Source organism: Streptomyces sp. NPDC002004, assembly GCF_053593975.1.
Genome location: NZ_JBSFDP010000045.1, coordinates 24895 through 43415, shown reverse-complemented (window position 1 = coordinate 43415; position 18521 = coordinate 24895). Strand labels below are relative to the sequence as shown.

At 71.2% G+C, this 18521-nt stretch carries 17 protein-coding genes, 1 tRNA gene and 1 pseudogene; 7 read left to right on the top strand and 12 right to left on the bottom strand.

Annotation, left to right across the window (positions count from 1 at the left end; all coding sequences use genetic code 11):
• The 5 genes and pseudogenes from ACWCP6_RS34165 to ACWCP6_RS34145 form a co-directional block, all read right to left on the bottom strand.
• Positions 1-628: pseudogene (locus ACWCP6_RS34165) on the bottom strand (penicillin-binding protein 2); the annotation flags it as partial.
• Positions 625-2055, bottom strand: coding sequence for an FtsW/RodA/SpoVE family cell cycle protein (locus tag ACWCP6_RS34160; RefSeq protein ID WP_450936517.1), 1431 nt, complete (start codon positions 2053-2055; stop codon positions 625-627). The gene ACWCP6_RS34160 and the pseudogene ACWCP6_RS34165, both read right to left, overlap by 4 nt.
• A 26-nt stretch (positions 2056-2081) precedes the next feature.
• On the bottom strand, positions 2082-3593 hold the full coding sequence (locus ACWCP6_RS34155) for a Stp1/IreP family PP2C-type Ser/Thr phosphatase (protein ID WP_450936516.1): 1512 nt from the start codon (positions 3591-3593) through the stop codon (positions 2082-2084).
• Between the two features lie 123 nt (positions 3594-3716).
• On the bottom strand, positions 3717-4232 hold the full coding sequence (locus tag ACWCP6_RS34150) for an FHA domain-containing protein FhaB/FipA (RefSeq protein WP_450936515.1): 516 nt from the start codon (positions 4230-4232) through the stop codon (positions 3717-3719).
• Between the two features lie 10 nt (positions 4233-4242).
• Entirely contained in the window at positions 4243-5088 is an 846-nt protein-coding gene (locus ACWCP6_RS34145) for an FhaA domain-containing protein (RefSeq protein ID WP_450936514.1), read from the bottom strand.
• Between the two features lie 721 nt (positions 5089-5809).
• On the opposite strand from ACWCP6_RS34145, the gene ACWCP6_RS34140 reads away from it, so the two are divergent.
• Positions 5810-5893: transfer RNA gene (locus ACWCP6_RS34140), tRNA-Leu, on the top strand.
• 291 nt (positions 5894-6184) lie between these two features.
• Here the strand turns inward: ACWCP6_RS34140 and ACWCP6_RS34135 are convergent.
• Positions 6185-6841: an FMN-dependent NADH-azoreductase gene (locus ACWCP6_RS34135; protein WP_450936513.1), complete on the bottom strand. Its 657-nt coding sequence runs from the start codon at positions 6839-6841 to the stop codon at positions 6185-6187.
• Between the two features lie 188 nt (positions 6842-7029).
• Between ACWCP6_RS34135 and ACWCP6_RS34130 the strand changes: the two genes are divergently transcribed.
• The 4 genes from ACWCP6_RS34130 to ACWCP6_RS34115 all read left to right on the top strand — a co-directional run bounded on the left by ACWCP6_RS34130 (position 7030) and on the right by ACWCP6_RS34115 (position 10748).
• Entirely contained in the window at positions 7030-7404 is a 375-nt protein-coding gene (locus ACWCP6_RS34130; RefSeq protein WP_450936512.1) for a winged helix-turn-helix transcriptional regulator, read from the top strand.
• Between the two features lie 330 nt (positions 7405-7734).
• Complete coding sequence (locus ACWCP6_RS34125; RefSeq protein ID WP_450936511.1) at positions 7735-9189, top strand: DUF2252 domain-containing protein; 1455 nt, start codon at positions 7735-7737, stop codon at positions 9187-9189.
• 156 nt (positions 9190-9345) lie between these two features.
• Positions 9346-10341, top strand: a complete 996-nt coding sequence (locus ACWCP6_RS34120; protein ID WP_450936510.1) for a J domain-containing protein — start codon at positions 9346-9348, stop codon at positions 10339-10341.
• A 59-nt stretch (positions 10342-10400) separates the two neighbouring features.
• Entirely contained in the window at positions 10401-10748 is a 348-nt protein-coding gene (locus ACWCP6_RS34115; RefSeq protein WP_450936509.1) for a rhodanese-like domain-containing protein, read from the top strand.
• A gap of 15 nt (positions 10749-10763) precedes the next feature.
• On the opposite strand, the gene ACWCP6_RS34110 is transcribed toward ACWCP6_RS34115, so the two are convergent.
• The 6 genes from ACWCP6_RS34110 to paaA form a co-directional block, all read right to left on the bottom strand.
• Entirely contained in the window at positions 10764-11897 is a 1134-nt protein-coding gene (locus ACWCP6_RS34110) for an acyl-CoA dehydrogenase family protein (RefSeq protein WP_450936508.1), read from the bottom strand.
• Positions 11898-12062: 165 nt separating this feature from the next.
• Positions 12063-13121, bottom strand: coding sequence for a 2Fe-2S iron-sulfur cluster-binding protein (locus ACWCP6_RS34105; RefSeq protein WP_450936507.1), 1059 nt, complete (start codon positions 13119-13121; stop codon positions 12063-12065).
• Positions 13121-13717: a 1,2-phenylacetyl-CoA epoxidase subunit PaaD gene (paaD, locus tag ACWCP6_RS34100; protein ID WP_450936506.1), complete on the bottom strand. Its 597-nt coding sequence runs from the start codon at positions 13715-13717 to the stop codon at positions 13121-13123. Before paaD ends, ACWCP6_RS34105 begins: the two co-directional genes overlap by 1 nt.
• Positions 13711-14427 carry a 1,2-phenylacetyl-CoA epoxidase subunit PaaC gene (gene paaC / locus ACWCP6_RS34095; RefSeq protein WP_450936505.1) on the bottom strand — a complete coding sequence of 239 codons (717 nt, stop codon included), beginning with the start codon at positions 14425-14427 and terminating at the stop codon, positions 13711-13713. The genes paaD and paaC overlap by 7 nt, the downstream gene beginning before the upstream one ends.
• Positions 14424-14714 carry a 1,2-phenylacetyl-CoA epoxidase subunit PaaB gene (gene paaB, locus ACWCP6_RS34090; protein ID WP_450936504.1) on the bottom strand — a complete coding sequence of 97 codons (291 nt, stop codon included), beginning with the start codon at positions 14712-14714 and terminating at the stop codon, positions 14424-14426. Before paaB ends, paaC begins: the two co-directional genes overlap by 4 nt.
• Entirely contained in the window at positions 14711-15781 is a 1071-nt protein-coding gene (paaA, locus tag ACWCP6_RS34085; RefSeq protein ID WP_450936503.1) for a 1,2-phenylacetyl-CoA epoxidase subunit PaaA, read from the bottom strand. Before paaA ends, paaB begins: the two co-directional genes overlap by 4 nt.
• Positions 15782-16030: 249 nt before the next feature.
• On the opposite strand from paaA, the gene ACWCP6_RS34080 reads away from it, so the two are divergent.
• Positions 16031-17296 carry a DUF5819 family protein gene (locus tag ACWCP6_RS34080; RefSeq protein ID WP_450936502.1) on the top strand — a complete coding sequence of 422 codons (1266 nt, stop codon included), beginning with the start codon at positions 16031-16033 and terminating at the stop codon, positions 17294-17296.
• Complete coding sequence (locus tag ACWCP6_RS34075; RefSeq protein ID WP_450936501.1) at positions 17293-18513, top strand: HTTM domain-containing protein; 1221 nt, start codon at positions 17293-17295, stop codon at positions 18511-18513. Before ACWCP6_RS34080 ends, ACWCP6_RS34075 begins: the two co-directional genes overlap by 4 nt.
• Positions 18514-18521: the final 8 nt, after the last annotated feature.

The window sequence follows — 18521 nt, the reverse complement described above, 5'->3', positions numbered from 1 at the left end:
GTGCGCGATTGGTCATGGGCTTGTCGGGGTCCTTGTCCAGCTTCTGGAACCGTGCCCCGTCCTTGTTCGTGATCCCGGCGAAAGTCGACGGGTCGTACGAAGGGGTCGATGCCAGGGCCAGGATCGCGCCGGTCGATGGGTCGATCGCCGCGACGGCGCCCTTGCCCCGGCTCTTCAGCCCGTCGTACGCGGCCTGCTGCGCGGCGCTGTTGAGCGTCGTGACGACGTTGCCGCCTGCCTTCTTCTTCCCGGTGATCATATCGAGGGTGTTGCGGAAGAAGAGGCGGTCGTCGCTGCCGCTGAGGATGCGATCGTCGATGGACTCGAGCTGCGTGGCGCCCACGAGCTGCGACGCGTACCCGGTGACGGGCGCCCACATGGGGCCGTCTTTCCAGGTGCGCTTGTACTTGTAGTCCGTACCCGAAGTGGCGACCGAGCCGGTGACCGACTTTCCGTCCACGATGATGTCGCCGCGCGGCGTGGCGTAGCGCTCGATCGTGACCCGGCGGTTGTTCTTGTTGGTCTGCAGAGCGTCAGCCTTGACGTACTGGAGCCAGTTGTCCCGTATGAGCAGGGCGAGCACGAGAAGACCACAGAAGATCGCGATCCGGCGCAGGGGCTTGTTCACGGGCGGACCACCTGGGTCATCTCGGCATCAGGATTGGGTGCGGGAGTCGGAGCTGGGCGGCGGGCGGTATCGCTGATCTTGATCAGCACGGCGATCAAGGCCCAGTTGGCGATGACGGACGAACCGCCGGCCGCGACGAACGGCATGGTCATACCGGTCAGCGGGATCAGCCCCATGACACCGCCGGCGACCACGAAGACCTGGATGCCGAAGGCGGCGGACAGACCGATGGCCAGCAGCTTGCCGAACGGGTCACGGGCGGCCAGAGCGGTGCGCACGCCACGCTCCACGATCAGCCCGTAGATCAGCAGTACCGCCATGGTTCCAGCCAGGCCGAGCTCCTCGCCGACAGTCCCGAGGATGAAGTCCGAGTTGGCCGCGAAGCCGATGAGGTCGGATTGGCCCTGGCCCCAGCCCTTGCCGAGGACACCGCCGGAACCGAAGGCGAAGAGGGACTGGGCGATCTGGTCGGTAGTGGCCCACGAAGGTCGTGGGTTGTCGAAGACGGCGTAGGGGTGCAGCCAGGCCATCACTCGGACCTTGACGTGCGGCTCGATGGAGCCGACGACGGCCGCGCCACCCACCGACATCAGCAGACCGAAGACGATCCAGCTGGTGCGCTCTGTGGCCACGTACAGCATGACGACGAACATGCCGAAGAACAGCAGCGAGGTGCCCAGGTCGGTCTCGAAGACCAGGATCACGAGGGAGAGCGCCCAGACCACCAGGATCGGGCCAAGGTCACGGCCGCGCGGGAGGTACAGGCCCATGAAGCGGCGGCTGGCCAGCGCGAGGGCGTCCCGCTTCACCATCAGATATCCGGCGAAGAAGATTGCCAGAATGATCTTGGCGAACTCGCCGGGCTGGATCGAGCCGAGGCCCGGGATGGTGATCCAGATCTTCGCTCCGAACTTGCCGGGGAAGAAGACCGGGGCGATGAGGAGGACCAGCGCGACCACCATGGAGATGTAGGTGTAGCGCTGCAGGATGCGGTGGTCCTTGAGGAAAATGACGACAGCGACGAAGAACGCGATGCCCAGTGCGGAGAACAGCAGCTGGTTGGGCGCCGACGCCGCGTACTTGAAGCCCTGGAGCTCGGCGAGGTGAGCCAGCCGCTTCGACTGGTCCAGGCGCCAGATGACCACGAGCCCGAGTCCGTTCAGCAGGGTCGCCAGCGGCAGCAGCAGAGGGTCCGCGTACGCCGCGAACTTGCGCACCACCAAGTGCCCGATGCCGGCCAGCAGGCCCAGTCCGATGCCGTAGCCCATGAGGCCGGTCGGCACCTCGCCGTTCATGGCGAGCCCCACGTTGGCGTAGGCGAACACGGGGATGACGACGGCGAACACCAGGAGCGCCAGCTCGGTGTTGCGACGGCTCGGCGCGCCGATGGCGCCGATGGTCGACGTATGCGTAGTACTACTGCTCATCGCGTGAAAAGGCCCCTCACGGCTGCTTACTGCTTACCGCACAGCGGGACCAGCTTCTGCTCGTCCTCCGAGAGGCTGGGGCCGGGTGTGGGCGTGGGACTGGAACTGGGACTGGGACTGGACTTCGGCTTCGAGGACTGGCTCAGCGGCTTCGACGCGTCGTTCGCGCTGTCGGTTCCGCCGGACCGGCTCTGACCCTGCTTGGTCTTCTTGCGCTCGTTGGCGCGGCGCTCGGCGTCCTTCTTGCACGCCGAGGCCTGCAGGGCCAGCTCGTTGATCTTGTCGTTGGCCTGGGTGAGGCCGCCCTCGGCGATCGTGGCCTCGACCTGATTGCGCTGGTACGGCGGAAGGTACTTGAGTTCGATCTCGGGGTGGTCCTTCTGGACCTTCGACAGGCTGACCCAGGCCAGGTCCTGGCTGATCCCGCGGTACAGCGCGACGTGGTCGTCGCTGCTGCCGACGTAGTACTGCGTCTGCGTCCAGCGGTAGCCGCCGTACAGACCGCCGCCGACGACCGCGAGTGCCAGAGCGCCGTAGAGGGATCTCTTGAGCCACCTGCGGCCCTTGCGGGGCTTGATGAAGTCCTCGTCGCCGTAGGAGCCGAAGGTTCCCTCGGGCACATAGCCGGGGGCGTCGCTGCTGCCGGGCGGGCCGAACTCGCCGCCGCCCTGCGGCGGCACCTGCCGGCCGAGTCCGGAGGCGCGGCCCGCGGGGGTCTGCATGGCGCCGCCGTCGTGCAGCTGGTGCTGGTTCTCGGCGACCGCGCCGACCACGACCGGGGTGTCGGAGAGCTGACCGGCGAGGGTGTCGCCGCTGTCGATGTCGAGGACATCGGCGACGATCACGGTGATGTTGTCGGGGCCGCCGCCGCGCAGCGCGAGCTGGATCAGCTCCTGCACGGTCTCCTGCGGGCCCTGGTAGCTGGCGAGGGTGTCCTCCATCGTCTGGTGGGACACGACGCCGGACAGGCCGTCCGAGCAGATCAAGTACCGGTCGCCGGCGCGGACTTCGCGGATGGAGAGGTCGGGTTCGACGTGGTCGCCGCTGCCGAGCGCCCGCATGAGCAGGGAACGCTGCGGGTGGGTGGTGGCCTCTTCCTCGGTGATCCGGCCCTCGTCGACGAGCCGCTGCACCCAGGTGTGGTCCTGGGTGATCTGCGTCAGGACGCCGTCGCGCAGCAGGTACGCGCGGGAGTCGCCGACGTGCACCAGGCCGAGCCGCTGACCCGTCCACAGCAGGGCGGTGAGCGTGGTGCCCATGCCCTCGAGCTGCGGGTCCTCCTCGACCATCAGCCGCAGCTGGTCGTTGGCACGCTGCACCGCGGTGCCGAGCGAGGTGAGGATGTCGGATCCGGGTACATCGTCGTCGAGTGTGACGAGCGTCGAGATGACCTCGGACGAGGCGACCTCGCCCGCGGCCTGGCCGCCCATGCCGTCGGCGATCGCGAGCAGGCGCGGACCGGCGTAACCCGAGTCCTCGTTGCCCTCGCGGATCATGCCTTTGTGCGATCCGGCGGCGAAGCGCAGTGACAGACTCATGCGCACCTCGCCTGTCGGCTCCGGGTACATCCGCACGGTGCCCACCCTCCGGTCGGGAGCGCGCCGGCGACCAGTGCCCAGGCCGCCGCGTCGGCTCGCTCGCTCCGCTCGCTCATTGTCGTACTACTTCCGCAACTCGATGACGGTCTTGCCGATGCGGATCGGCGCGCCCAGCGGAATCGGTGTCGGAGTGGTCAGCCGGTTCCGGTCGAGATACGTGCCGTTGGTGGACCCGAGATCCTCGACGATCCACTGGCCGTCACGGTCCGGGTAGATCCTGGCATGCCTGCTGGACGCGTAGTCGTCGTCCAGCACGATCGTGGAGTCGTGCGCGCGGCCCAGCGTGATCGTCTGGCCCTGCAGGGCCACCGTGGTGCCCGTGAGGGAGCCCTCGGAGACGACCAGCTTGGTCGGAGCGCCACGGCGCTGGCGACCGCCCGCGCTCTGCTGCTGCCGCTGCTGCGGCGGCGCGGACTGTCGGGCGGCCTGCTGCTGCCGCCCGCCGCCCTGGCGCGAACCGCGCTGGGTGACGCGCGTACCGAACAGGTCGCTGCGGATGACCTGTACGGCCACGATCACGAACAGCCACAGAACGGCCAGGAAACCCAGCCGCATGACCGTCAGGGTCAGCTCTGACATTGCCCCCGCTTCACCCTTCGGCTTGCCGGTAAATGATGGTGGTGCTGCCCACGACGATCCGCGAGCCGTCGCGGAGCGTAGCGCGGGTGGTGTGCTGTCCGTCCACCACGATGCCGTTGGTGGATCCGAGATCCTGGATCGTCGAGGGCGTTCCGGTCCGGATCTCGCAGTGCCGGCGCGAGACGCCGGGGTCGTCGATCCGCACATCGGCCTCGGTGCTGCGACCGAGCACCAGCGTGGGGCGGACGATCTGGTGACGGGTGCCGTTGATCTCGATCCAGCGCCGCACCTGGGCGCCCGGCATCGCGCCCGCACCGGGCCGGGGGCCGGCGGGCGAAGCGCCGGGGCGGCCGCCGGGCGGCGGGGCGGACGGCATGGGAGGAGCGCCGGCCGGCTGGGGCGGGTAGCCGTAGCCACCGCCCGCGCGGCCCGCGGGCGGGCCGGCGGGACCCGCCGGGGCGCGCTCCGGAGTCTGCGAGGTGCTGGACGCGAGCGTGCGGCTGCGCACCCGGTACAGGCCGGTGTCGAGATCGTCGGCCTTCTCCAGGTGGACCTTGATCGGTCCCATGAAGGTGTAGCGCTGCTGCTTCGCGTAGTCGCGCACCATGCCGGACAGCTCGTCCCCGAGCTGGCCGGAGTAGGGGCTCAGGCGCTCGAAGTCGGGCGCGCTCAGCTCCACGATGAAGTCGTTGGGGACGACGGTCCGCTCGCGGTTCCAGATCGTCGCGTTGTTGTCGCACTCACGCTGGAGCGCGCCGGCGATCTCGACGGGCTGGACCTCGGACTTGAAGACCTTGGCGAAGGTGCCGTTGACCAGACCTTCGAGACGCTGCTCGAAACGCTTCAGGACTCCCATGGGGCACCTCCTCCTTCTCTGTCGTCCTGGTACTGCTCACTGATCGTATCCACGCGCCGGGAAATCGGCTGGTTCCCCCTGTCTGCCCGGCCGACGAGTGTCGACACTCACAGGTCATGCCCTCGTGACGGCACCTCGATCCGTCCGGAACCCAGCTTCCGGGATCCGTCCGGGACCGCCTCCGGGATCCGTCGGGGATCCCGTCCGCAGGCCCGTTCCGGACGCCGGTGGAACCGCATCGGGGGGTGACTCCTCGGCCTCCTCCTCGTAGGGATCGTAGAGGGGGTCCCAAGCCAGTGTCCCGCACCCGAGTGCGGACCTCGGACGACCCGGGGGCGGGGCCGGGGCCGGTCGCCCGGTGGTCCCCGGCGGCCGCCCCGGTCCGTACCAGCGCCCTCTCCCGGTATGACGCCGGATCGTGGGTGCGAGGTGCATCGGGTACGGGGACGGGATCGTTGCCGTCATGTGACCGGTTGAGGTCGCGACCGTTGCCGTGACGTGACCGGACCCGGCGGTTGCCTTCCCGGCCGTGCGCCGCCACGCGTACCGCCCGTCGCACGCCGCGCCGCTCCCCGCCTCGTCTCCGGTGCGCACCGCCGCACGCACTGCCCTGCGGCTTCCCCGCGGATACGGATGTGAATCCACCGCTGCCAGCGTGCTAATCTTCTGGATGTCGGAAGGCGCCGCACCGAAAAGTGAGGAGCCGGAAGACAGCACCCATGCGCGGGTGGCGGAATAGGCAGACGCGCTGGATTCAGGTTCCAGTGCCCGCAAGGGCGTGGGGGTTCAACTCCCCCCTCGCGCACAGCGAAGCGGTCCCACGGTGAAAGCCGTGGGACCGCTTTTTTTCGTGTGTGGTGCATCACCCCGGGCGGGATCGAGGCCCCTCCGGGGTGATGCATCTCTCAGGCGGATCCCCCAAGTGGCCCGGTGGAAAGGGCGACTTGGAGTGGCCGGCCGGTGGCCAGGCATACCCCCGCCGGGGGTCCGGGCGTCTCCCCGGGGCGCCGTGCCGAGGGCCCGACGGGCTGCCCGGGGTGCGGTGATGAGGGCCGGAGGCTCTGCTCGGGTCGTACCGCCGGGAGCCCGCGGCTGGTCAGGCCGCCGACCCGACGCGCTGGGCCAGAGCCTTGCCCTTGGTGGCGGCCTCCTCGTGGGCCTTTGCGCGGGACGCCTCGGCGAGCGGGATCAGCTCCGCCATCGCCGGGTTGGACGCGGCGAGCGTCAGCTCCGGAACGATGAAGTCGACGTCCAGCCCGAGCATCGTGCCGAGGACGTCCCGCAGGTAGGTCTGCACGTATTCGAAGGCCTCGCGCGGTGTGCCCGGCGCGTACGAACCGCCGCGGCTGGCGACGACCGTGACCGGCGTGCCCTTCGCGGAAGGGGCCTCGCCCGCGGTGCGCCCCATCAGGATCACCTGGTCCAGCCACGCCTTCAGCGTCGACGGAATCGTGAAGTTGTACATGGGGGCACCGATCAGCACGGCGTCCGCCTGCTCGAGCTCCTCGATCAGCTTCACGCGCTCGGCGTGCGCGGCGGCCTGCTCGGGCGAGTGCGTGGCCGGGTCGGCGAAGCCGGCGGAGGCGGTGAGCCCGTCCAGGTGCGGAACCGGGGTGGCGGAGAGGTCGCGGTAGATCACCGTGCCCTCGGGGTGCTGCTCCTCCCAGGCCTTGCGGAACAGGTCGGTGACGGTGCGCGAAGCGGAGGCGGAACCCGGGAGGACGGAGGAGTCCAGGTGCAGCAGGGTGGCCATGACGATCTCCTGTGAGCGGAATATGGGGATGGATCCGCAGCGGTCGAACCGGTTTCCCGCCCGCGGAGCCAGTGAGAGATCCGCAGCGGCTGAAGCATGGTTCGTAGCTGCTGTTGAGTACGCAACTAGTGATAACACATCTACTTACTTTTTTTCATCCCCGTACGGGAAGGCAGTACCCTGGGTGCATGGCGGGCAACCCGGTGGTCCACGACGAAGCGACGTGCAAGAAGGTCGACGAAGGCATCACGCGCGTGTTCGCGCTGCTCGGAAAGCGCTGGACCGGGCTGATCGTGGCCGTCCTGATTCAGAGCCCCGCGCACTTCGCCGATCTGCGGCGGGCCATCCCCGGCATCAGCGAACGCATGCTGTCGGACCGGCTCACCGAACTCGGCGCCGCGGGCCTCGTCGTTCGCGAGGTGGACGAGGGGCCGCCGCTGCGGGTCTCCTACCGGCTCACCGAGGCGGGCGCCGCACTCGAGGGTGCACTCGAGGAACTGGGGCGGTGGGCCGAGACCCATCTGCCCGAGGCGGGACCGTGCCCGGGGGCGGGACGCCGCTAGAGCCGTCGCGGTCGGGGCTGTCCCGGTCGGCCTGTCGGGAGAGAGCTGTCGGGGCCGGGGCTGTCGCGGATGGGACCCTCGCGTGCGGTGGCGCATCGGCCGTCCCGTGCCGTGACCGGGCGCACCGGCCTTCCCTGCTGTGAGCGGGCGCACTGGCCGCCCCCGCGGTGGCCGGGCTCACCAGGTTTTCCACAACCGTCCAGTTGTCCACAGCCCCCTGCCGTCCCCTCGTGATCATCTGTAGGGTCGTTCCGCTTGCCGCCGTGCCGCACCGGGGCCGCGCGGCGCGGCGCGCGCGGAACGAGGAACGACAACGGGGGAGGCGGTCCGATGACCGAGCTGGGTACGGCGATTCCGGGGCAGAGCGAGGGGGCGGCTCCGGCTCCCCGGCTCCCCGCGGTCCGGGGATTCGCCTCGTGGCCGCGGATCCGTACGAGGGCCGACGGCGCCGGCCCCAAGGAGAAGGGCAAGGCACTGCGGGACCGGGTCCCGCGCCCGTCGCACGCCCGCTTCGAACCCGACGCGAGCCGTCCGGACGCGGTGACCGCCGTCGAGGAGTCCAACCGCGGCCGGCTGGCGGCCCTCACCCCGATACGCGTCGGCAGGATGGCCGCGAACCCCTTCGCGTTCCTGCGCGGCTCGGCGGGACTCATGGCGCACGACCTCGCGCACACCCCCATGACCGGCGTGGGGGCCCAGATATGCGGCGACGCGCACGCCGGGAACTTCGGCCTCTACGGCGACGCGCGCGGCGGACTCGTCATCGACCTGAACGACTTCGACGAGACGGTGCACGGCCCCTGGGAGTGGGACGTGAAACGGCTCGCGACCTCGCTGGTCCTGGCCGGGCGGGTGGCGGGCGCGGACGACGACGTGTGCCGTGCCGCCGCCTTCGACGCGGTGGGGGCGTACCGGCGCACCATGCGGCTGCTGGCGAAGCTGCCCGTGCTGGACGCATGGAACGCGATCACGGACGAAGAGCTCGTCTCGCACACCGACGCCCACGATCTGCTGGGCACGCTGGAGCGGGTCGCGGAGAAGGCCCGCAACAACACCAGCGGCCGCTTCGCCGCCAAGTCGACGGAGCCCACGGCGGACGGCGGACGCAGGTTCATCGACGCGCCGCCGGTGCTGCGCCGCATACCCGACGGTGAGGCCGCCGCCGTCGCGGCCGCGCTCGGCGACTACCTCCGCACGCTCGCTGAGGACCGGCTTCCGCTGCTCGCGCGGTACGCGATACAGGACGTGGCGTTCCGTGTGGTCGGCACCGGCAGCGTGGGCACGAGGTCGTACGTCGTACTGCTCCTCGACCACCGCGGCGAGCCGCTGGTGCTCCAGGTGAAGGAGGCCCGCCCGTCGGCCCTGGTACCGCATCTGCCGACGGCAGGGTTCAAGACGCCGGAACCGGAGCACGAGGGACGCCGGGTGGTGCTCGGCCAGAAGCGGATGCAGGTCGTCAGCGACATCCTGCTGGGCTGGACGACGGTGGAGGGGCGTCCGTATCAGGTGCGTCAGTTCCGCAATCGCAAGGGCAGCGTCGACCCGGCCGCCCTCGCCGCCGACCAGCTCGACGACTACGGCCGGATGACCGGAGCACTGCTGGCCCGCGCCCATGCCCACAGTGCCGACCCGAGGCTGATCTCCGGGTACTGCGGCAAGAACGAGGAACTGGACGAGGCGGTGGCGGCTTTCGCCGTCGCCTACGCCGACCGTACGGAGGCGGACCACGACGCGCTCCTCGCCGGTGTGCGGGCGGGGAAGGTTGCGGCGGAGCCGGGCGTGTAAGGGGGTGCAGGGTCCCGCCGGTGGTGCACGCGTACCAGTTCCGCCGGTGCGGGCCGGCGATCTGCCGGGTCCGTTCCTCGGGCACGGGGTGCCGCGCGAGGGCCTCGGCCGCCCCGGACCGGATCGGCCCTCCCGCCCGTGCCCTACGCTGGTCGGGTGACGACCCCGGAAGCCGAACAGCCGACCGAGTCCGTTGCCGTCGATGCCCCTGATGCCTCCGACGTGCCCGGCGGGCTCGCGGGGCTCGATGGGCACTGCGGGTCTCCTGGTTCCGATGGGGCTGGTGAGCCCGACGGGTCCGAGGGATCCGGCGAAGCCCGGACCGGGGACCAGGCCGGGGATCAGGACCGGGTCCAGGACCTGGCCGGTGAGCGGCCGCGGCCGGAGGAGCGGCTGGAGCGCGCCGTCCGGGCCGCCGAGCAGGCGCTGATCGAGTTCGAGATCGCGGTCGAGACGTTCCGCGTCGAGGTCGAGAACTTCTCCCGTCTGCATCACCAGAAGCTCGGCCCGATGTACACGCGGCTGGACGAGCTGGAGGCCCGGATCGCCGAGGCCCGGGCGGCCCGCACCGGCGACCCCGAGGACATGCGCAGGGCCGCGGAGGCGCGGGCCAAGGTGCTGCCGATGCCGTCGGTCGAGGAACTGTTCCACGGCTGGATGGACTCCGACGGTCTCTCCCCGGAGGCCACGGCGATGCTGACCGATCAGTCCGTGCGGCCCCCGCAGCGGGTGCGGCCCAGCGAAGAGGCCCGCAAGCTCTATCGGGAGCTGGCCCGCAAGGCCCACCCCGACCTCGCGCAGGACGACAAGGAACGGGCCCGGCGCGACGAGTTCATCACCCGCGTCAACGCCGCCTACGCCCGTGGCGACGTCGCGCAGCTGCAGCAGCTGGCCGAGGAATGGGCAGCGGGCCCGGCCCCCCAGGCCCCGCCGCCCAGCCCCACCGACGAGCTCTACGCCCGCCTCGAATGGCTGGCGCACCGCAAGGAGCTGCTCGCGGTGGTCGCCCGGGAGCTGGAGGAGAGTGCCATCGGCGCCATGCTCAAGCTCGCGCCGGACGACCCCGACCGTCTGCTGGAGGAGATCGCCGAGCAGCTGCTCGCGCAGGTCGCGGAGCGCGAGGCCGAGCTGGCCGGTCTGCTCGGGGCCTAGGCGGTGTCCCGTGGATCGGGCCGGTCCGGTGCGCCCGAACGTCGGGTAGCGTCGTAGGCATGCATTTTGGATCTGGTGTGCCCACGGTCGCGATCGACGGCCTCTCGGACAAGGACTTCCTGCTGGACGTCCGTGAGGACGACGAGTGGCAGGCGGGCCATGCGGAGGGTGCGCTGCACATCCCGATCAGTGAGTTCGTCGCCCGGTACGGCGAGCTGACGGAGGCCGCGCCGCAGGACGGCCGGATCAACGTCATCTGCCGTTCCGGAGGACGCTCCGCGCAGGTCGCGATGTATCTGGTGCAGCAGGGCCTCGACGCCGTGAACGTCGACGGCGGCATGCAGGTCTGGGCAGCTCTCGGCCGTCCTGTCGTCGACGACCAGGGCCGGCCGGGCGTCGTCATCTGACCGTCCGCGAGGCGCTCAGCCGAGGGGATGGGCCGCGAGCAGGTCTCCCAGCGCCTCCTCGTGCGCCGCAGCGGGTCCGAGCGCCAGCTCCAACTGCTTGGCCCAGGCGTGGTAGCGGTGCAGGGAGTAGTCGGTGTCGGCCCCGAAACCCCCGTGCAGGTGCTGCGCGGTCTGTACGACCCGCCGCACGCCCTCCGATGCCCAGATCTTCGCCACGGCGACGTCCCCGGCGGCGGGCAGCGCCCCGCCCGCGCCGGTGCTGATGCGCCATGCGGCCTGCCACAGCGTGACCTCCATGGCCCGCAGGTCGATATAGCGGTCGGCCGCCTGGACGGCCACGGCCTGGAACGTGGCCACCGGATGCCCGAACTGCTCCCGCTTGCCGGTGTACTCGCTCGTCATCCCCAGCACGCGGGTGCCGAGGCCGAGGGCCAGTGCGCAGGTGCCCGTGGCGAGCAGGTCGCGCAGCCACTCCCAGGCCCCGTCGGCGTCGATCACATACCGGGCGCCGACGCGTGCGGAGTCGAGCCGGATCTCGCCGAGGCGCTCGCCGGTCGTGGAGATCTGCTCGGCGATGACGATGCCGTCGTGGATGCGCGGCAGCAGCGCGAGGACGGCGCGTCCGTCGGCGCTGTGCGCGGGAACCAGGACCAGGCCCGCGTTGTGCGCCCAGGGGACCGCCGTCTGCACGCCGTCGAGCACCCAGTCGTCGCCGTCCCGGCGTGCGGACACGGCGAGTTCGACCGGGTCGTGGCCGGTGCGGCCGTGCGCGGCGACCGTCAGCACCAGCTCGCCCCGGCCCGCGCGCTGAAGGATGTCGTCCTTCAACGCGGCGCTTCCGTGGGCCTGGACGGCGGCCGCGGCCGCGCAGCTCTCCAGCAGCGGCACCCGGGCCAGCACCTTCGCCGACTCGCGCAGCACGAGGCAGAGCGCGATGGCGTCCAGGCCGGCCCCGCCGTGCTCCGGGGCGAGGAGCAGGCTCAGCAGACCGGCGTCGGCGAGCCTGGCCCACAGTGCGCGGTCGAAGTCCTCGGCTACGGCACCCGGTGTGAGCGCCGGGCTGGGGACTCCGTCGGGTGCGACCCCGGCGAACACCGCCTCCGCCGCCTCGACGGCCGCCTGCTGTTCCTCGGTGAAGGTGAAGTCCACAGCCCCTGTCCTTCCGCGCGCCGCCCGGGCCGGTACCTGCCGTACCGGTCTGACGAGGCGTCAAGATAGAACAGGTTCTAGAAGAAGGGAACGGGTCGCGGCGCCCCGAACCGTGGCCTCCCGGGCCACAGCACCCCGAGTGCACCGCGCCGCGGCCTCCGTCCCTCAGCGGTCGAAGTCCAACTCCACCTTCTCCGTGGCCGGGTGCGACTGGCAGGCCAGCACATACCCGGCGTCCGTCTCCTCGGGTTCCAGCGCGAAGTTTCGGTCCATCCGCACCTCGCCGGAGACCAGGAACGCCCGGCACGTCCCGCACACCCCGCCCTTGCATGCGTAGGGCGCGTCGGGCCGGTTGCGAAGCACCGTCTCCAGCAGCGACTCGCCGTCCTGGACGGGCCAGGTCCCGGCGCGGCCGTCGAGCTTCGCGGTCACCGAGCTGTGCGCGGGGACCGGCACCTTCGGCGCGGACGCGGCGCCGCTGTCCACATGGAAGATCTCCTCGTGGATACGGGACCGCAACACGCCCAGTCCGCGCAGAGCCCGCTCGGCTCCCTGCACCAGGCCGAACGGCCCGCACAGGAACCAGCCCGCCACCTCTTCGACCGGCAGCAGCGCCGGGAGCAGCGCGGTCAGCCGCTCCTCATCCAGTCGGCCGGTCGGCAGGCCTGCCTCCTGCTCCTCCCGGGACAGGGCTGTGACCAGCTGGAACCGGTCGGGGAAGCGGTCCTTCAGATCGGCGACCTCCTCCAGGAACATCGTCGACGCGGCGGTCCGGTCGCTGCGGACGAGGCAGAAGCGTGCCCCCGACTCCCGCGCCAGCAGGGTCGCCACGATCGACAGCACCGGTGTGATGCCGCTGCCGCCGACCACCGCGGCGTACAGCCCGGGGGCCGGGTCGAGCGTGAACCGTCCGGCCGGGGTCATCACGTCCAGCTCGTCCCCGACCGCGATCTCCTTCAGGGCGTACGTCGAGAACGCCCCGCCGTCGACCAGGCGCACGCCCACCCGCAGCGAGCGAGGGCCCTCCGGGCCGGGCGCGGGGGAGCAGATCGAGTAGGTGCGGCGTATTTCCTCGCCGTCGGCGATGCGTCGCAGCGCCAGGTGCTGGCCCGGTGCGTGCCGGTAGTCCTCGCGCAGCGCGGACGGCACGTCGAGGGTCAGGGCCACGGAGTCGTCGGTGAGCCGGTCGACCGCCGCTACCCGGAGCGGATGGAAACGGGACATCACAACTCCTTGAAGTGGTCGAACGGTTCACGGCAGGTCAGGCACCGTCGCAGCGCCTTGCACGCGGTGGACGAGAAGCGGCTCAGCAGCTCGGTGTCGGCCGACCCGCAGTTCGGGCAGCACACCGGCTCCAACACGGCGGCCGAGGCAGCCGACCCGGTGGCGGGCGGGGCCGCGGTACGGGTCGGGCCCAGCTCGACCGCGATCGGGCCGCCGGGACGCGTCGTCCGCGGCGGGGCGATGCCGAACTCCCGCAGCTTGTCACGCCCTTCGGCCGAGATGTCGTCGGTCGACCAGGCGGGCGCCAGCACGGTCCTGACCGTCACATCCGCAATGCCGTGCTCGTGCAGCACCCGCTCGATGTCCATGCTCATGGCCTCGATCGCGGGGCAGCCGGTGTAGGTGGGGGTCAGGTCGACCTCGACGCTGCCGGGCCGGAGTATCCGCAGCCCGCGCAGAACGCCCAGCTCCTCCAGGGTGAGCACCGGCAGCTCCGGGTCGGGGACGGAGCCGGCGAGGGCGCGCAGCTGCGCCTCGAGCGCCGTGTCGGCGCCTGCCGCGGGGGCCGCGGTGGCCACCGCCCGGTCCGTCACCATGACGCCCCCGGGTGACTGCGGTGCAGATGCTGCATCTCGGCGAGCATCCGCCCGAACGACTCGGTGTGCAGACCCTGGCGGCCCGCGCCCGCGGCCCAGGCCCCGGACTGCGGCCCCTCGGGCACGCTCAGCGTCGCCCTTGCCAGGATCGCGGTCACCGAGGCGAGCCAGCCGTCGCGCAGCGCGTCCCAGTCGACGTCCACGCCCTCCACCGGCTGGAACAACTCCCCGGTGAACTGCCACAGCTCCGTGCACGCCTGCTGCATACGTGCGTGGCTGTCCTCGGTGCCGTCGCCGAGCCGCAGCGTCCACAGCTCCGCGTGGTCCTGGTGGTAGGCGACCTCCTTGACGGCCTTCGCAGCGAGACCGGCGAAGGGGCCGTCCCCGCTCGCCAGCTCGGCGTAGAGCAGCCGCTGGTAGGTGGAGAAGTACAGCTGCCGGGCGATCGTGTGGGCGAAGTCGCCGTTCGGCTGCTCCACCAGCTGGAGGTTGCGGAAGGCGCGCTCCTCCCGCAGATAGGCCAGTTCGTCCTCGTCGCCGGCCTGGGACAGCAGCACGCGCGCCTGGCCGAGCAGGTCGAGCGCGATGTTGGCGAGGGCGACCTCCTCCTCCAGGACGGGCGCGTGACCCATCCACTCCCCCAGACGGTGCGAGAGCACCAGTGCGTCGTCACCGAGGGCCAGCGCCGCGGTGTTCACGGTGGTGGTCACAGGTGCTTCACTCCCTCCGGGATGTCGTAGAAGGTGGGGTGCCGGTACGGCTTGTCGGCGGCCGGCTCGAAGAACGGGTCCTTCTCGTCGGGCGACGACGCGGTGATGGAGGTGGACGGCACCACCCAGATCGACACGCCTTCGCCGCGCCGGGTGTACAGATCACGGGCGTTGCGCAGGGCGATCTCCGCGTCCGGGGCGTGCAGGCTGCCCGCGTGGGTGTGGGACAGGCCGCGGCGCGACCGTACGAAGACCTCCCACAGCGGCCAGTCCGTCGAGTTGCTCATGCCGTCGCCTTCCCGTCCTGCGCGCCGTGCTCGTCGCTCGGTTCGTCCTTCACGGTGCCGTCGTGCGGCCCGTCGTGCCTGTCGCTCTGCTTCTTCGCATAGGCCGCGGCCGCCTCCCGGACCCAGGCGCCCTCGTCGTGTGCGCGGCGGCGCTGGGTGATCCGCTGCTCGTTGCAGGGGCCGTTGCCCTTCAGGACCTCCCAGAACTCGGTCCAGTCGATGGCGCCGAAGTCGTAGTGCCCCCGCTCCTCGTTCCACACGAGGTCCGGGTCGGGCAGGCTCAGGCCGAGCGACTCCGCCTGCGGGACGCAGATGTCGACGAAGCGCTGGCGCAGCTCGTCGTTCGAGTGCCGCTTGATCTTCCAGGCCATCGACTGGGCGGAGTGCGACGACTCGTCGTCGGGCGGGCCGAACATCATCAGCGAGGGCCACCACCAGCGGTCCACGGCGTCCTGCGCCATCCGGTGCTGGGCCTCGGTGCCGCGGCTGAGGCTCAGCAGCAGTTCGTAACCCTGGCGCTGGTGGAAGGACTCCTCCTTGCAGATCCGCACCATCGCCCGGGCGTACGGGCCGTAGGAGCAGCGGCACAGGGGGACCTGGTTGGTGATCGCGGCGCCGTCCACCAGCCAGCCGATCGCGCCGACGTCGGCCCAGGTCAGCGTCGGGTAGTTGAAGATGGACGAATACTTCTGGCGGCCCGAGTGCAGTTTGTCCAGCAGCTCGTCCCGGCTCGTGCCGAGCGTTTCCGCGGCGCTGTAGAGATAGAGACCGTGCCCGGCCTCGTCCTGCACCTTCGCCATCAGGATGGCCTTGCGCCGCAGTGACGGGGCGCGCGTGATCCAGTTCGCCTCGGGCTGCATGCCGATGATCTCGGAGTGGGCGTGCTGGGCGATCTGCCGTACGAGCGTCGCGCGATAGGCGTCGGGCATCCAGTCGCGGGGCTCGACGCGCTCGTCGGCCGCCACGGCGGCATCGAAAACGGCCTCGAACGCCGCGACCTGCGCGGCGTCCGCCGCGGGTCCGGCGGACGCCGTCCGGGCCGTCTGGTGCGCAGCTGCTGTCGCCATGCCGTTCCCCTCGACCTTGTCCTGCTACCGACCGATCGTTCGGTCCGTCTGGATTCAATGGTGGGTGCGGCGCCATAAGGTGTCAACCCTGTGGATAACCTCACGGACGCTGTGCGTGGCGGGCGGGCGTGAGTAGCGTTCCGGTGCGGATGTGGCCGGCGAGGCGGTCCGGGGCGGCGGAGCGGAGGGCCGTCCGGCCAGGAGCCGGGCCGGCCGCGGCAGGTGACCGGATCGGGGAGACGGGGCGGAATGGACGCGTACGACGAAGGAGCGGACGCCCGGGCCGGGGCGGGCGAGCCGGTCGCGCCGCCGCCCTCCACGGACCGGGCCGTACCTTCTCCTGGCTCCACGGACCGGGCCGTATCTCCTCCCGGCTCCCTGGACGGCCCCGGCGACGACGCGACCGTGGCACCCCGCGACGGCCGCGCGGACGCCCACGACGACCTCGGCTCCGGCCCGGCGACGGCGGCGCCCGACGAAGACCACACGACCGGCCCTGTGCGCGGCGCGTCCGGCGACGGTGCGTCTCGCGACGAAGTGTCCGGTGACGAAGCGTCTCGTGACGGGGCCACGGAGCCGGGAGGCGGTCACCCGGTCGACCCCGCCCCCGATGTCTCGGCGGTTTCCGACGTCTCCGCACCTGCGACCTCCGCGGCTCCCGGGACTTCCGCGGTTCCCGACATCTCCGCGGTTCCCGACGCCTCGGTGGTTCCCGAGGTCTCAGCGGCCCCCGCAGCCCCCGCCGTCCCCGACCCTCCCGGCACCCCCTGGCCCCCCGGCCCGCCGGGGCAGCCCCGCGAGCCCTCCGGGCCCCCAGGCCTGCCCCTTCCGCCGGCCTCCGACGGGCCTCGGGCGCTCGGTATCGCCGGGCTCTCGCTCCCCTACCAGGTGCCGGCCGCGCTGGCCCTCGCGGTGGTGGCCGTGCTCGCCTGTGTGCATCTGGGCATGGTGTTCCTGCACGTGGCCCCGGCGAACACCCTGACCAAGCAGCACGGCCAGGCGGTGGACGCCTGGGTCTACCCCGAGTTCGAGCAGAACTGGAAGCTCTTCGCGCCCAACCCGCTGCAGCAGAACATCTCCGTGGAGGTGCGGGCCGACGAGCGGACCGGCGACGGGTCCTTCCGGACCACGGGGTGGGTCGACCTCTCCGCCCAGGACGGCGCCGCGATCGACGGCAACCCGCTGCCGAGCCACACGCAGCAGAACGAACTGCGCCGAGCCTGGGACTTCTACGCCGCCTCGCACGACACGCAGAACCGTCCCGCCGGCCTGCGCGGCGAGCTGTCCGAGCGCTACCTCCGCCGTATCGCGCTGCTGCGGCTCGAGCGGCAGCCCGGCGCCCGGGACGTCGTCATAGAGCGGGTCCAGGTGCGCACGCGGACAACCAATGTGCGGCCGCCCGCGTGGAGCGGCGAGAAGGCCGACACCCGGCCGCTGTTCCGTGAGCTTCCCTGGTGGTCGGTCACGGCCGGCGACGTCCCGCTCCGCTCGGCGAAGGAGGCTGGTGCCAGGTGAAGCGTCTCGACCGTTCGCTCTCCCAGGGCATCACGCGCGTCACCGCCGCCGCGCTCGGCCCGTACCAGACCGCCGTCATCCGCATCGGCTTCTCCGCCACCTGGCTGCTGTTCCTGCTCCGCGAGTTCCCCCACCGGCGTGAGCTGTACGGGCCCGACGGGCCGTGGAACTGGGAGATGGCGCGGCAGCTCGTCGCGAGCAACGACGCGTTCACCGCCCTGCTGTGGTCCGACGGCCGTCTCTGGTTCGAGATCGTCTACGGCCTGGCGATCGTCTCCAGCGCCCTGCTCCTGCTCGGCTGGCACACCCGCGCCTCGTCCGTGCTGTTCATGATCGGCGTGCTGTCGCTGCAGAACCGCAGCATCTTCATGGGGGACGGCGGCGACAACGTCATCCATCTGATGTCGATCTACCTGGTGTTCACCCGGTGCGCGCAGGTCTGGTCGCTCGACGCGCGCAGGGCGCGCCGGGCGGCCCGGGCACGCGCGTACGGGCAGCGATTCCGTGAGGACGGCGTCGGGCCCGTCCTGTGGTGGCTGCTCGGACTCGCGCTCTCGGCGGTGACCTTCATGGGGGAGCTGAGCGGGGGCTGGCTGCTGCTCTTCTGGGGGCTGTGGGCGGTGCAGGGTGTCTGGTGGGCCGTCGGCCGACGTGCCCCCGGCGGCCAGTCCCGCCTCCTGATGGACGTCGTCGCGAACATGCTGCACAACGCGTCCCTGCTGGTCATCATGGCCGAGGCCTGTCTGATCTACGCCACCGCGGGCTGGTACAAGATCCAGGGATCACGCTGGCAGGACGGCACCGCCGTCTACTACCCGCTGCGCCTCGACTACTTCTCGCCCTGGCCCGCCCTCTCCGACCTGCTCGCCGCGCACGGGCTGGCCATCATGCTGGTCACGTACGGGACGGTCGCCGTCCAGGTCGCCTTCCCCTTCACCCTGTTCAACCGGCGCGTCAAGAACGTCCTGCTGGTGGCCATGATGTGCGAGCACGCCGCCATCGCGGTCCTCCTCGGCCTGCCCTTCTTCTCGCTCGCGATGATCGCCGCCGACGCGGTGTTCCTGCCGACCTCGTTCCTGCGGAGGGTCGGCGGACGGCTGGCACGCGCGCGGGAAGGGCTCTCGGGCTCGGCCGGTCATGGGGGGCGTACGGTGCCGAGGCAGCGCACGGGCTCGGTCCACGCGTCCGACGGGAGCGGTCAGGTGCGGGCGGGATAGCCGTCTCG

Coding starts and splice junctions, on each gene's coding strand:
- ACWCP6_RS34160 (WP_450936517.1), bottom strand. CDS start 2,055: ATGAGCAGTAGTACTACGCATACGTCGACCATCGGCGCCATCGGCGCG.
- ACWCP6_RS34155 (WP_450936516.1), bottom strand. CDS start 3,593: ATGAGTCTGTCACTGCGCTTCGCCGCCGGATCGCACAAAGGCATGATC.
- ACWCP6_RS34150 (WP_450936515.1), bottom strand. CDS start 4,232: ATGTCAGAGCTGACCCTGACGGTCATGCGGCTGGGTTTCCTGGCCGTT.
- ACWCP6_RS34145 (WP_450936514.1), bottom strand. CDS start 5,088: ATGGGAGTCCTGAAGCGTTTCGAGCAGCGTCTCGAAGGTCTGGTCAAC.
- ACWCP6_RS34135 (WP_450936513.1), bottom strand. CDS start 6,841: ATGGCCACCCTGCTGCACCTGGACTCCTCCGTCCTCCCGGGTTCCGCC.
- ACWCP6_RS34130 (WP_450936512.1), top strand. CDS start 7,030: ATGGCGGGCAACCCGGTGGTCCACGACGAAGCGACGTGCAAGAAGGTC.
- ACWCP6_RS34125 (WP_450936511.1), top strand. CDS start 7,735: ATGACCGAGCTGGGTACGGCGATTCCGGGGCAGAGCGAGGGGGCGGCT.
- ACWCP6_RS34115 (WP_450936509.1), top strand. CDS start 10,401: ATGCATTTTGGATCTGGTGTGCCCACGGTCGCGATCGACGGCCTCTCG.
- ACWCP6_RS34105 (WP_450936507.1), bottom strand. CDS start 13,121: ATGTCCCGTTTCCATCCGCTCCGGGTAGCGGCGGTCGACCGGCTCACC.
- paaD (WP_450936506.1), bottom strand. CDS start 13,717: ATGGTGACGGACCGGGCGGTGGCCACCGCGGCCCCCGCGGCAGGCGCC.
- paaB (WP_450936504.1), bottom strand. CDS start 14,714: ATGAGCAACTCGACGGACTGGCCGCTGTGGGAGGTCTTCGTACGGTCG.
- paaA (WP_450936503.1), bottom strand. CDS start 15,781: ATGGCGACAGCAGCTGCGCACCAGACGGCCCGGACGGCGTCCGCCGGA.
- ACWCP6_RS34080 (WP_450936502.1), top strand. CDS start 16,031: ATGGACGCGTACGACGAAGGAGCGGACGCCCGGGCCGGGGCGGGCGAG.